Genomic DNA, 14,670 nt, shown 5'->3' with positions numbered 1-14,670 from the left:
CAGTTGTGGATCGACAGGAGCACCTTCCGGCAGGTTTCCGGCAAAGCGGGCAATGCTTTCGGCAAAGTCGCCCAGACGTTCCAGGTTCGTATTGATCTTGTACATGGCAAGAACGAAACGCAGGTCGACGGCGACAGGAGCATAAAGGGCGATGATATCTTCGCAATCGCTGTCTATCTTCAACTCGAAAGCGTTCACACGACGTTCGCGACTAATCACTTTATAAGCCAGTTCCTTATCCCCGGTAAGCATTGCTTCGCCGGCATTGTATAATTGTTGGTGGACCAGAGCCCACATTTCGCTGATACTGTTTTTTAAGGAGGCAATCTCCTGATCTATAACTTTCATATATATAATCTTTTAATTTTCAATATTCAATTACCCGAACCTTCCCGTAATATAGTTCTGAGTCGACTCCTTTTCCGGATTGGTAAATATCTTCCGTGTATTATCGAACTCGATCAGTTCGCCCAGATAAAAATATCCCGTTTTGTCGCTCACACGAGCTGCTTGCTGCATATTATGAGTAACGATCACGATTGTATATTCGCTTTTGAGCTCGTGTATCAGATCTTCGATCTTGCTGGTGGAAATCGGATCGAGGGCAGAAGTCGGTTCATCCATCAAAAGAATTGAGGGGGAGATCGCCAATGCACGGGCAATACACAGGCGTTGCTGCTGACCGCCGGATAATGCGAAAGCCGACTCTTTCAGTTTGTCTTTTACCTCATCCCAGAGAACTACCTGTTTAAGAGTTTTGACAACTGTCTCTTCGATATATTCGTTGTCGTTTATTCCGTTTACACGTAGTCCGTAGGCAACGTTTTCGAAGATCGTTTTAGGGAAAGGGTTCGGTTTCTGGAATACCATACCTACGTTCTTACGAAGCTGGTCCACTTTCTCTCCCTTATCATAAATATTACGGTTGTCGATCAGGATATTGCCGGTCATACGGGTATCGGGGATCAGGTCGTTCATACGGTTGAACAATCGTAGGAAGGTGGACTTACCGCAGCCCGACGGCCCAATAAAGGCAACGGAGGTGTTTGCTTCAATTTGCATCGAGATATTCTTTAAGGCATGGAAGTCGCCATAATAGAAATCTACGTTACGGGCATCAATCTTTATCATAATATAAATAATTTATCAATTTGCTAATATGTCGATATGCCAATGGAAGGTGTGCCGATTTATTGCCTTTTATTGGCATATTACCCCATTGGCACATTATTTAATTCATCTTTACTTTCTTTGCGAAATACTTTCTCAGTGCATTGGCTAGTAAGTTGACTACTAACACGATTGCGATCAGGACCAATGCTGTTCCGTAGGCCATTCCACGGGATGCTTCGATATCCGTACCACTGGTTGAGATTACATACAAATGGTAAGGCAATGCCATACACTGGTCGAAGATACTTTCCGGCAGCTGAGGCAGGAAGTAGGCGGCTACGGTGAACAAGATAGGAGCTGTCTCTCCCGATACACGTCCCACCGACAGGATCAGCCCGGTAATGATATTCGGAAAAGCCATCGGGAGTACCACTCGCCAGATAGTCTGTAACTTGGTGGCCCCCAGTGCCAGACTCCCGTGACGGAACGAGTCGTCGATACTTTTCAGGGCTTCCTCCGTGGTACGGATAATCAGCGGCAACGACATTAGTGCCAGTGTGAATGAACCGGCAATGATCGAGTCCCCCCATCCGAGCGTGACAACGAACAGAGACATACCGAACAAGCCGAACACCACTGAAGGGACACCGCTCAGATTGTTTGTCATGATACGTATGAAACGCGTCAGTTTCCCGTTTGTCGCATATTCGTTCATGTAAATACCGCTCATGATCCCGATTGGAAAGCTGATTAGACTACTACCCAGTACCAGGTAAAGCGTACCGACAATGGCGGGATAAATTCCTCCGGCAGTCATTCCTTCTGCGGGAGCTTCCGTAAGGAAATCCCAACTGATTACTTTACCTCCTTTTATAATGATAAATCCGAGGATGAGGAAAAGAATAACGACAACCAGATAGCTGAGAAGTGTAAATATACCGAACGCCAGTTTTTGTGAGGTCCGTTTCTTTATATCGATATTGCCTGTTTTCAGAATAGGTGCCATAACTTATTTAGATTTTTCTTTTGGATGAAATATATTCTACCGTGATACTTAATATTAATGTGATAATGAACAGAACGGCTCCCAGCAGAAACAAAGCCTGATAATGAGCGCCTCCGGCTGGAGCTTCTCCCAGTTCGGCTGCGATTGTGGCAGGGATGGTTCGTACCGGTTCAAAGAACGAGGTCGGTATGACTGCGGCATTCCCTGTTACCATCAGTACGGCCATTGTTTCGCCGATAGCCCGACCGATACCGAGAACAACTGCTGAAGTGATACCCGAAATGGAGTAGGGAATGATTACCTTATAAATTGTTTGCCATTGGGTGGCTCCTAATGCGAGGCTAGCCTCTTTCATAGCTCGTGGTGTGGTGCGCATAGCATCTTCTGCAACGGTTATAATGGTCGGCAATGCCATGATAGCCAGAACGACACTACCCGCAAAAGCTGTTTCTCCGACCGGGAGATTCAGTCCTTTTTGTATCAATGGGACAATTACCACTAGTCCGAAAAAACCGTATACAACGGAAGGAATACCTGCCAGAAGTTCGATAACCGGTTTGAGTATTTCCCGGGTGCGTTTGTTGGCTATTTCTGCCAGGTAGATGGCAACTGCTATACCGAAAGGTAAAGAAAGAACGATTGCCCCGATGCTGACCAACAAGGTTCCCAATAATAAGGGAATCAATCCGAAGATGGGGGCGGGTGCTGAGGTCGGGTACCATTTTGTTCCGGCAAAGAAATCGGAGAGTGAGATATTTTCTTCCGGGAGGACTGTCCCGTCAAAAGGCTCAGCCAGATATTGTTGAGGGAAGAAAGCAATTATTCCCGGTTCTTTGCCGACCAGTTCACTGATCTTTTCGGGGACATACTGGAATTCGTCGCCCAACTCTTCTTCACTGTAATACTGTGTCAGATCGGAAAAACGAAAAACAAGGATCTCTTCGTCTTTGCCGTTCACCTCTTTCCAGTTGGTTATCTTGGCATCGAAAATATCCATGATCGTTTCCGGTGACAGGTCACTCACATCGTTGCTCTTATTTACCGCAAGTACATATCCTTCTTCGACAACCGGACTGCTGAAAAGGCCGGAGGCTTCTTTAAAAAGGAAAAAGACGATCAACAGGATCGTAAAGCTGGTCACGCTTCCACTGATCAATAGTCCCCCTTCTACAATTTTTTCAAAAAACTTTCTCACGTCATTTATCTGTTTGTTCTGAGTGCAAAGTAAGGTAACATGTATTAAGAATGAGTTAAGGCGGTTTGAAGTAAATGTTACATTGATATTGCAAATGTATTACATGAAATGTCGCATGCTTTTGTAATTAAAAAGATAAGATTTTACAATTATATGTGTTATTTATTCAATGATACAATATCTGTAAAAACTACTTTTGTTCCTAAAACAGGGATAGTTTGTTATAAATAATGTGTAACCTTAAAATAATGCCTATGATTTAGAAAAAAGAAGTCTTTTCAATAAAATAGCAGGCAAATGCTGGTACATCTGTCTGCTATATATCTAAAACTCTTACTTAAAAAAGTATTAAACATTTAATTTTACAAAGGTATGGGAAAATATACTTTGTCAATCTTTTTATATCAAAAAAAACACTTTAAGAAGTTTTTTAATGTTATGAGAACTTCAATATTATTATTGTCTGTCTGTAGTTTTATCTCTTATGCATCAAACACAGATAGTAATTTTGTTAATCCTGAATTGGAGAATAACGAATTGAAACAGCCCTCTGTTGTATTGCAGCAGTCTGGAAAACTTATAAAAGGGACTGTTTCCGATCAAAATGGTTTATCTGTAATTGGAGCTAATGTCTTTATTAAAGGAACGACGTTAGGTACAGTCACCGATGTGAATGGAAATTTTACTTTAGAGATTTCTTCAGAAAATGATGTTCTGGTAATTTCTTATATCGGATATATAGAACAACAGATTCCGGTAAAAAATAGAAGAAACTGGTCGGTTGTATTAAAAGAAGATGCGCAGAATCTGGATGAGGTCGTTGTTGTTGGATACGGTACACAGAAAAAAGCGAATTTAACAGGAGCTGTCTCTAGCGTTGCTTTGGATGATACGCCCGTCTTGGCTTATAATAATTCTAGTTCTATGCTTGCAGGAAAAGTGCCTGGAGTTTTTGTTACTCAAAATTCAGGACAACCAGGTAAGAATACAGCTACAGTTCGTATTAGAGGAGTAGGTACTATGAATAATAGTGATCCTTTGGTTTTGATTGATGGAATGGAAGGTGATATAAATGCAGTAGATCCAAAGGACATTGAGAATATTTCAGTATTGAAAGATGCTTCCTCTGCTGCAATTTATGGAAACCGTGCTGCAAATGGTGTGATACTTGTTACAACTAAAAGAGGTAAGAAGAATGAAAAAATCATTTTGAGTTATAATGGATCTGTTGGATTTCAGAAAGCGACTCGTATTCCTGAAACATTTGATACGTATGAGCATGTTCTTCTTTATAATGAGGCATTGGAAAACTGTGGATTAGCTAAAATGTTTACAGATGAAGATGTACAAAAGTTTAAAGAAGGAACAGAAGATGGTTATAAGAATACTAATTGGGGTGATTTGTTTTATGGTGGTACAAAACCTGTTACTACTCATAATTTATCCATGAAAGGAGGTGGTGATAGAATTACTTCATTCTTATCTTTAGGCTATATGTATCAGGAAGGCGTTCGTTATAAACAATCATTCGATCGAATAAATATACGATCAAATACTCAGGCATATTTCTTGGAAGATGATAAATTACAAGTTCAGTTCTTATTGGATTTTACCCGTGGTAAAAGAGATGACGGACTGAACAAGTATAGTTCCGGAAGTGCCTTGGATGATGCTGCTCCGTATATGCAACTGAAATATGACGATCCGGCAGACCCTTCAAAACAAGTATATGGTTCCTATTCGGGTTTATACTTTGCTGCAATCGATCAAGGTGCATATTATAAGGAAACAAACTATGATATGAACGGAAAAGCACTACTAAGTTATGAGGTGATTAAAAATTTGAATCTGAAATTTGAATTCGGCGCAAAGTATAAACTTGTAGATTTTGATTCTTTTTTACCCTCTGTAAAAGGATACTATTATTGGTCGAATGTTTTTCATTCTTGGGGGGCCTCTTCTGTGGAACGGAGTTATGCAAATAATTTGCACACAACGATTAATGCCTTTGCTGATTATGAATTTAATATAGCCGATTCTCACCATTTTAAGATACTCGCGGGGTATTCACAAGAAGAAAGTGTATATAAAAAATTCAATGCCAAACGGAGTAACTTGATAAGTAATAGTTTTCCTGAATTAGTAATGGGGGATGTGGAAACATCGACAAATGGTAGTGATGCCTGGGAATACGCACTACGTTCCGGTTTTGCCCGATTGAACTACGATTACAAAAATAAATATCTGTTGGAAGCCAATGTCCGTTATGACGGGTCCAGTCGTTTTGCTAAAGGAAATCAATGGGGGCTTTTCCCTTCTTTTTCGGCAGCATGGAGAATCACTGAAGAAGGTTTTATGGAAGACGTGAATAAATTAGATAATTTGAAGTTAAGGGCTTCTTGGGGTAAGTTAGGAAATCAGAATGTCTCAAACTATGCCGCTGCTGATCTAATAAGTATGGGGTCTAACGCTATTCTAAATAATACCTTGATTCAAGGAGCTTCTCTGACGTATTTGGCCGATAAAAATATATCTTGGGAAACGATTACACAGGCAAATGTCGGTGTAGACGTAGGATTCCTTGATAAATTCAATGCTCAATTGGACGTATATACCAAAACAGCCTCTGATATATTGAGGGAATTACCGGTTCCAGCTACAACTGGAGTGTCTAAACCTGCTTGGCGGAATGTTGCAAAAGTCAGAAATGCAGGTTTTGACTTTAATATTCAGTATGCTACAAATATAGGAAAGGACTGGTCTCTTTCGGCTAATTTGGGTTTATCCCACTTTAAAAATGAAGTACTGGATATGGGTGAAATCGGTACACAATATTCTGGAGTAAGCATTATTACGGAAGGTGAGCCTTTCATGGCCTATTATGGTTTGGAAGTAGGAGGAATTGTTCGTAGCGAGGATGAACTAAAGAAGATTCCGCAACAAGTTATTAAAACGGAAGTAGGAGATTTGTGGTATAAAGACCAAGATGGAGATGGTAGGGTGACTACAATGGATGACAGGGTGGTTATTGGTAATCCTTATCCGGATTTAAGTTATTCTTTACATTTGGATTTGAGATGGAGAGATTTTTCGTTATCTACATTACTTCAAGGAGAACAAGGTGTTGATGCTTATTGTAGTGGGGCTGTTTTTGAACCGTTTACTTGGGGATATACGACTGGTACTTGGTGGAGAGATCGGTGGACACCCGAAAATCCGAATGCATCAATGCCTAAATTATGGGCGAATAGGTTAAAGATGCAGACCTCGGATTTTTTTGTTCAAAATGCATCCTATCTTCGGATGAAAAGTTTGTCACTCTCATATAATGTTCCTAAGCATATAATATCTCGTATCGGTATACATAATTTGATGTTATATGGTTCTGCACATAACTTATTGACGATCACTAAATTTAAAGGATATGATCCGGAAAGGCCTATAGCCGGAAGCGGATTTAATACCTATCCACAAGTTAAATCGTATACTATTGGAGTTCAAATAGATTTTTAAAATAATTGAATTATGAAAAGAGCAATTGTTTTTTTGTTTTTGATAAATATGTTGTTTTCATGTGATGATTTCTTGTCACGTAGTCCATTGGTCTCATTGTCACCTGATAATTTCTTTAATAATGAAGAGGAGTGTAAACTGTTGGTGACATCATTGTATAATCCGATTTCTTATCAAGATTATACATTTTTAGATGAATATACGGATGATGTCTATAGTGCGGCCCAAGTGGGAGGAAGTGGACAAAAGTATATTCAGGGAGATATTCAGGCATTTGATAGTTATTCTCAAAAACGTTGGGTAAAAAATTATAAAGCTATAGGGAATGCGAATTTGGCTGTAAATGGAATAAGTGCATCAGCAATAGAAGAGAAGGTGCGTAATAGGTTAGTTGCAGAAGCCAAATTCTTTCGGGCTTATTATTATTATGATTTGATTGCTTTATTTGGTGATGTTCCTCTTGTATTAACTGATCCGTCTGTATCTGAAAATTTGTATCCGGCACGTGATACGAAGGAGAAAGTATTTCAACAAGTAATAGAAGATTTGAATTATGCAGTTCAATATTTACCTGTTTCATATACAGGAAACGATATAGGACGTGTGACAAAGGGAGCGGCTCTCGCTTTCAAGGCTAGAGTTTTATTATTCTTTTCGAAATATGAAGAAGCTGCCAAAGCTGCCGAAGCATGTATGGAATTAGGTGTCTATAAGTTATTCCCGGATTTCAGAGGTTTATTTTTGGAAGAAAATGAATATAATGAAGAGGTTATTTTCGATAAAGGATATTTGAAGGATATAATGGGATCCGGAAGGAATATGAATATTATAACACAGGATATGTATTTACCTACTTTGTCATTGGCTAATGAGTTTGAAATGAACACAGGTAAGATGGTTACAGAAGATGGTAGTAATTTTGATCCTCAAAATCCATTTAAGGATAGAGACTCCCGTCTTTCGTCAACTATATTATTACCAGGTGCAATAAAGGAAGGTCTTTTAAATCCGGATGGAAGCCCAGTTGTTTTTATTCCTGCAAATGATTTGTCTGTCACAGGGATGCGACTAAAAAAATCTGCTGATTATACAGATAATACTAATGGTAATTCAGGGACTAATTTTATTATTATCAGATATGCAGATGTATTATTGATGTATGCAGAGGCTTTAAATGAAATAGAAGGACCAACAAGCAGTGTTTATGATGTAATAAACCAAGTGAGACAGAGAGCGCATCAACCTGTATTGACAAATGCTCTGACCAAGGAAGCAATGCGTGAAAAGATTAGACATGAAAGACGTGTGGAGTTTGCTGGTGAAGGTCTTCGGTATTTTGATATAGTTCGATGGAAAATTGCAGATGTTGTTTTTGCCAATAACTTGGAAGGATATAATAAACAAAATCTAAAAAATCTATCCAATCCGGCAGAGTGGAAGTTTACATCTACTAATGTATTGAAAACCAGTTGGAATGCTTCTAAAGGCTATTTGTGGCCTATTCCAGGAGAGGAAAGACTTCTTAATTCAAATTTGACACAAAATGAAGGATATTAATGATAAAAAGGAGCAAGGAAAATTTTCCTTGCTCTCAAAAAGGTAAGTATATGAAGAAAAACATTTATTGTACAATTCTTTTATTATGGGTAAGTATCTGGCATTCTTCCGCTCAAACAAAACTTTATGTATCTCCTGACGGAAGTGATGCAAATAAAGGGACAATTGAAAGTCCTCTTAAAACATTGGAACAAGCGAGAGATCAGATACGGCAGTTACGGTCAAAAGGAGAGAAACAGAGCTTTTCTGTTTTTCTTCGTGGGGGTGTTTATCGTTTTGAGGAACCGTTTGTACTATATCCGGAAGATTCCGGTAGTAAAGAATATCCGATTATTTATCAGGCTTATCCGGATGAGCAAGTCGTGTTTTCGGGAAGTCTGCCTCTTCAGGTTGAATGGAAAACGTATAATGATTCCATTTGGGTTGCAGATGCAAAACTGAAGAATGAAAAAGGCTTTACTCCCCGTACGATGTGGGTAAATGGAGAGACTATGCCTTTGGCTAGATACCCGAATTTTATTCCTCGAAAACGACCGTTTGGTGGTGTGGCTTCCGATTGTATCTCATCCGAACGGGTTGCCCGATGGAAATCTCCGGAAGGTGCTTATGTACACGGCATGCAGCATGGTAAATGGGGAAGCATGCATTACCAGTTGGTGGATGTAAAGAATAATATACCCCATTTGCGATTGGTTTCCACCAATACGACAACGATGTATAATGAGGCACAATTGCATAAACAGGATCGTTTCGTTGAGAATGTCTTTGAAGAATTGGATTCTCCCGGTGAATGGTTTTATGATCAATTGAACCGGAAGCTGTATTATTATCCGTTGAAAGATGTATCGGATATCCGGTCTTTACAATTTGAAGTTCCGGTAAATTCAACAATTATACGAATGGAAGGTTCTCTCTCGAATCCTGTTAAGCATATCACATTTAAGAATATTCAGTTTGAGAAAACACGTTCGACATGGTATTTGACATTGGAACATCTCCCTATCGGTGATTATGCGATCTATCGTAATGCAGTTGTTTCATTAGAAGGAACGGAAAATTGTAAAATAAAAGACTGCCGGTTTGAACAGTTGGGAGGAAATGGCGTTATATTGAGCAACTATAACCGTTATTCATCAGTAGAAGGCTGTCGTTTTGAAGATTTACAAGCAAATGGCATTGTTCTTGTCGGTAGTCGGGATGCCATGCGCGATTCTCCCTGGTGTGATGTTACGGATGAAATCGATGTGAAAGATTTGAGTCAAAAGTGGGGATATATATTATCATATCTGGTATGGAAAGAACCTTATCGTGAATTTGAGCAAAGTACGGATCTCACTCCGGGACCGAAAACGGATAATTATCCTCGTTATTGCAAGGTAGACAATAATTTGATTACACGTATTGGCGAATTGGAAAAGCAGGCAGCCGGTATCCTCTTGTCTATGTGTGCGGAGAATACGGTCAGCCATAATACCATTTATGATTTGCCTCGTGCCGGAATCTGTATTAATGACGGTTCGTGGGGAGGAAATGTAATTGAATATAATGATGTTTTTCATACGGTTCTATCTACTGCTGATCATGGACCGTTTAATTCCTGGGGGCGTGACCGTCACTGGACGATGAAAATGCATGGTATACAGAAGTCCGGCCATGAACATGCCAAAGAACGTTCCCGCCTGGATAGCTATAAAACAACAATCATTCGTCATAATCGTTTCGGACATACGGTAGATACACATTCATGGGGTATTGATTTGGATGATGGCTCTTCTAACTTTCATATTTATAACAACCTGACTTTAGGATGTAGTTTTAAATTGCGGGAAGGGTTTTATAGGACTGTCGAGAATAATATTTGTATAGGGAATTTTCCTCCGGGAAAACATGTCTGTTTTGATTCGCCCGAAGATGTTGTAAGGAGTAATATTTATGTGAATACGGAATCGGATGTTGTCTTTGAGGGAATTCATTGTAAACCGACCCAGGTGAAAGAATATGATTATAATTTATATTATTCATTGGTGTCGAAAAAGGCCGTGGCATTTGCGTTGAGAGGTTCGGTAGCTGGAGGTTTTTCACCAAAGATGACTTTGAAAGAATGGAAAGGTAAGGGTTTGGATGTCCATTCAGTCGCTGCGGATCCTTTGTTCGAGGATATGGAGCAGCAGAACTTCAAGCTCAAGAAAAATTCTCCGGCATTTAAAGTTGGATTCAAAGAATTTTCATTGGATGATTTCGGGTCAACGGTTCCTGAGTATAGGGAAGAAGCGATAGAGGCTCATCGGAAATATGACAAACCTCTCTTTCCAAAGAAGACCATCTGTGTCGCTAACGATCAAATTCAGACATGGCTGGGTGCGAAAATCAAAAACATGACAACTGACACAGAAAAATCTGCTGCCGGTATTGATGATATCAAAGGTGTTATTTTGATCGATGTTCCAACGGTATCAGCCTTGTATAAGGCTGGAGGACGTGCGGGCGATGTTATTTTGCAGGTAAACGGGGTTAGTATTAAAACAATCAATGATTTACATAAAGAAGTAAATCGCCGGAAAAAGAATATCAAACTTTGGGTAGACGGAAATCCGCCGGCACACGAAATAATACTTGATCTTTGAATATGAGAGAAGATTATACAAGGATATATGAATTTTATTCAATTGGATAATATGCTTAAAAACTACTTTTACGAAAAATAAAAGTAGTTTTTCTGGGGAAAAAGTTATTTTGAATCAGCATCGGCTGGATGTTTTTTTCATTGATGTATGCATCAATGGGAGTAATCTTATAAATTGTACTTTGTTTTGATAATTTAAACAGGGACTTAATAGACATTATATAGAATAAGGTTTTAGGGTACTGATAAACAAGCATTCTGTTACTTGTTCTAATATATTTATTGAATATGAAAAACAAATGGTTATGTCTGTTTTGTGGATTTTTCTTTGCTCTGCAAGGAATTTCGGGCCAGGAAAAGACATTGAAAATGTGGTATGATAAACCAGCTGATGATTGGATGAAATCATTGCCTATCGGAAATGGAAGATTGGGAGGAATGGTGTTCGGCGGAGTAGCTGAGGAAAGAATTGCATTTAACGAGATTACTCTTTGGTCTGGACAGAAAGATCCAAATCAAGAAACTTTTTTAGGGAAGGAGGCTCTGAGAGAAATACAGCAGCTTTTTTTGAATGGGAAGGTGGATGAAGGAAACGCGTTGGCCTCTAAAAAAATGGTGGGAAAGCGGAACTCTTTTGGTTCTCATGTACCGTTTGGGGATATAGAGTTGGTCTTTGGAAAATCAGACGAACCAATACATAATTATGTCCGTATGCTTGATTTGGCCAAAGGAGTAGTAACCGTTATTTATGAGCAAAATGGGATTACATATGATCGGGAATATTTTTGTTCTAATCCGGCCGGAGTGTTGGTGATCCGTCTAACAGCATCGGAAAAAGGAAAGCAAAACTTTGAAGTACGCTTGAACCCCTTGAGAGAATCTGTGGTAACGACAGAAAATAATACGATCTGCTTTACAGGACAAGCCACTTTCCCTTATTTTGGTCCCGGCGGTGTTCGATTTTATGGAGGTATAAAGGTTCTTTCAACAGGAGGAAAGGTTAAACAGTGTAAAGAAAGTTTGTTGGTCGAAAAGTCCGATGAGGTAATTTTGATCGCAGACCTTCGTACGGATTTTGTTCAGGGAGATATGAAAGAAGCTGCTTTATCAACTTTAAATAGTGCAGCAGGAAAAAATTATGAAACACTCAAACAAGAACATATGACTGATTTCGGCTGTTTGTTCAATCGTGTAAATCTCTCTTTAGGTAAAGGAGAAGAGGATATGGCGACAGATAAACGCTTGATGCGGATGAAAGAGGGTCATGATGATCCAGATTTAGTAGCCCTTTTTTTTCATTACGGTCGTTATTTGTTGATTTCTTCTTCACGTGAAAATTCTCCGTTACCGGCTAATCTTCAGGGATTATGGAACGATAATCTGGCATGCAATATGCAATGGAGTTGTGATTATCACTTGGATATTAATACACAACAAAACTATTGGGCTGCAAATATTTGTAATTTGCGTGAATGTAACATTCCTCTGTTTAATTATGTAGAAACTTTGGTGGAGTCTGGAAGTAAAACAGCAGAAAAAGTGTATGGTTGTGATGGCTGGGTGGCTCATACAATCGCAAATGTATGGGGGTTTACTGCTCCGGGATGGAATGCCGGATGGGGGCTTCATCCTACCGGAGGGGCTTGGTTGGCATCTCATTTGTGGGATTATTATAACTTTACGAATGATCGGCAATTCTTGCGACGTGCCTATCCGGTTTTGAAACAGGCATCTTTGTTTTTGTTGGATTATATGATTGAAGATCCGTCTACGGGCTATTTATTGACCGGCCCTTCCGCTTCCCCTGAGAATTATTTCATGTGGCATGGAAAACGATTGGCACTTTCTATGATGCCTACTTGTGACAGGGTAATTGTCTATGAAATATTGAATGCCTGTTTGAATGCATCTGAATTATTACAAGTGGATAAAAAACTTAGAGAACGTATTATAAGCGGTATTCAAAAGTTACCTCCTTTTAAAATTGGAAAATATGGTCAACTTCAGGAATGGTTGGACGACTATGAAGAGGCAGTGCCTAATCACCGGCATACCAGTCATTTATTGGCATTGTATCCCTATTCTCAGATATCTTTGGATAAGACTCCCGAGTTGGCTAATGCAGCAACCGTTTCTATTAGCAGGCGGTTAGCTGCGAAAAACTGGGAAGATGTGGAATGGAGTAGAGCCAATATGGTTAATTTTTTTGCACGTTTGAAAGACAGTCAAAAAGCTTATGAAAGTATTCTTTGTCTGATAAATGACTTAAGTCGGGAAAATATGTTAACGATATCCCCGAAAGGTATTGCCGGTGCGCCGACTGATATTTTTATTTTTGATGGAAATGAAGCCGGAGCTGCAGGTATAGCTGAAATGTTACTCCAAAGTCATGAGGAATATGTGGAACTTCTTCCATGTCTGCCGGATCAATGGACTTCCGGTAACTATAAGGGGTTATGTGCCCGTGGAGGTTTTGAGGTAAATTTGTCTTGGAGTAATAAGATTGTTAAGCATGTGTCCGTTTCCGCAACGGTAAGTAATACATTGAAACTGAAGTTACCCGAAAGGAGTGGACATGAGAAATATTATAAAAATAAGAGAATAATAGCTCCAATTATCCGGTCTAATAATGTTGTTCATATCGATATGCAAAAAGGAGATGTTTTTGAAGTTAAATACAATTGACGAATACGAGAAAAATAGATCCTCATCTTCTGAAATAGGATAAGATTATACAAGAATTTATGAATTTGCTACAATAGGATAATATGCGTAAGAGCTACTTTTGCGCATGAAAAAAAGTATTAATTTTAAATACCATGGAAACAAACAAAAAAATCTGGAAAGTATGGCTAAGACCGAATCTTTTGACTAAAGATGTAGACAATGACTATACGGCCGAGGTGTCTACTGTTGGAAAAACATTACGCAATGAGGATCTTGCACAGCGTATTATTAATGAAGGTTCTGAAATAAAATACGATACATTGTTATCTATTATGAATCAACGCGACCGTATTATTCGTGAGGCATTACAGGAAGGTACAAGTGTATTAACTCAGGTTTGCCAATTTACCCCGCGTGTGACAGGTCCCTGGATCGGCAGTACAGCCAAATTTGATCCGGAAAAACATAAAATCACTGTTAGTATGGCTCCTTCTTCAGAATTGAGAAAAGATTTATTGAATGTGGGAGTAGAGGTGTTGGTGGTAAAAGATACCAATGCTCGCATCGGATTGGTTACGGATACTGTTACTAATCTGGCCGACGGATCTATTACTCCGGGTGATGATATCCTGATTAATGGTGAACGTATCCGTGTAGCCGGTGAGGCAGAAGGAGTCGGTGTCTTTTTTGTTAATGCCGAAGGTGTAGCAACCCCTGTTACTCGTCGTTTGACACAAAATGATCCGAAGACGGTAATTGCGCGTGTACCTGCAGATCTGGCAGACGGAAACTATACGCTTCGTATCGTGACACAATATTCAAATAGTGCTGTTATGCTAAAAGAACCGCGTTCGATCGAGTATGGAATACCATTGATCGTAGGTAATAATGACCGTCCGGTAATCGAATAAAATGCAGAGGTAAATTTAGGATAATAATAAGAGATTGGTAGTAAGGCAATAATTTGATTAGTTATGGGGCAGTAACCAGATGCGT

General features: G+C 39.4%; 9 protein-coding genes. 5 read left to right on the top strand and 4 right to left on the bottom strand.

The features are described from left to right. From QZ076_RS16130 to pstC, 4 genes are all read right to left on the bottom strand, one after another. Positions 1 to 348, bottom strand: a 348-nt coding sequence (locus QZ076_RS16130; RefSeq protein WP_293714726.1) for a PhoU domain-containing protein, incomplete at its 3' end; no start/stop codon positions are given. Between the two features lie 30 nt (positions 349 to 378). Continuing rightward, on the bottom strand, positions 379 to 1,131 hold the full coding sequence (gene pstB / locus QZ076_RS16125) for a phosphate ABC transporter ATP-binding protein PstB (protein WP_288205976.1): 753 nt from the start codon (positions 1,129 to 1,131) through the stop codon (positions 379 to 381). Positions 1,132 to 1,231: 100 nt separating this feature from the next. Next, complete coding sequence (gene pstA / locus QZ076_RS16120) at positions 1,232 to 2,119, bottom strand: phosphate ABC transporter permease PstA (RefSeq protein ID WP_293714722.1); 888 nt, start codon at positions 2,117 to 2,119, stop codon at positions 1,232 to 1,234. Between the two features lie 7 nt (positions 2,120 to 2,126). After that, complete coding sequence (pstC, locus tag QZ076_RS16115; RefSeq protein WP_293714720.1) at positions 2,127 to 3,314, bottom strand: phosphate ABC transporter permease subunit PstC; 1,188 nt, start codon at positions 3,312 to 3,314, stop codon at positions 2,127 to 2,129. A gap of 372 nt (positions 3,315 to 3,686) precedes the next feature. On the opposite strand from pstC, the gene QZ076_RS16110 reads away from it, so the two are divergent. From QZ076_RS16110 to QZ076_RS16090, 5 genes are all read left to right on the top strand, one after another. After that, positions 3,687 to 6,827 carry a TonB-dependent receptor gene (locus tag QZ076_RS16110; RefSeq protein WP_293714718.1) on the top strand — a complete coding sequence of 1,047 codons (3,141 nt, stop codon included), beginning with the start codon at positions 3,687 to 3,689 and terminating at the stop codon, positions 6,825 to 6,827. A gap of 12 nt (positions 6,828 to 6,839) precedes the next feature. Further along, positions 6,840 to 8,384: a RagB/SusD family nutrient uptake outer membrane protein gene (locus QZ076_RS16105; RefSeq protein WP_293714716.1), complete on the top strand. Its 1,545-nt coding sequence runs from the start codon at positions 6,840 to 6,842 to the stop codon at positions 8,382 to 8,384. Between the two features lie 50 nt (positions 8,385 to 8,434). Then, positions 8,435 to 11,008, top strand: coding sequence for a PDZ domain-containing protein (locus QZ076_RS16100; RefSeq protein WP_293714714.1), 2,574 nt, complete (start codon positions 8,435 to 8,437; stop codon positions 11,006 to 11,008). Positions 11,009 to 11,295: 287 nt separating this feature from the next. Further along, complete coding sequence (locus tag QZ076_RS16095) at positions 11,296 to 13,692, top strand: glycoside hydrolase N-terminal domain-containing protein (protein WP_293714713.1); 2,397 nt, start codon at positions 11,296 to 11,298, stop codon at positions 13,690 to 13,692. A 134-nt stretch (positions 13,693 to 13,826) separates the two neighbouring features. Continuing rightward, on the top strand, positions 13,827 to 14,585 hold the full coding sequence (locus QZ076_RS16090; RefSeq protein WP_293714712.1) for a DNA-binding domain-containing protein: 759 nt from the start codon (positions 13,827 to 13,829) through the stop codon (positions 14,583 to 14,585). The last annotated feature ends 85 nt before the right edge of the window (positions 14,586 to 14,670 follow it).

Source organism: uncultured Parabacteroides sp. (genome assembly GCF_905196875.1).
Lineage (GTDB): Bacteria > Bacteroidota > Bacteroidia > Bacteroidales > Tannerellaceae > Parabacteroides.
This window is presented reverse-complemented; position numbering and strand designations above follow the sequence as displayed.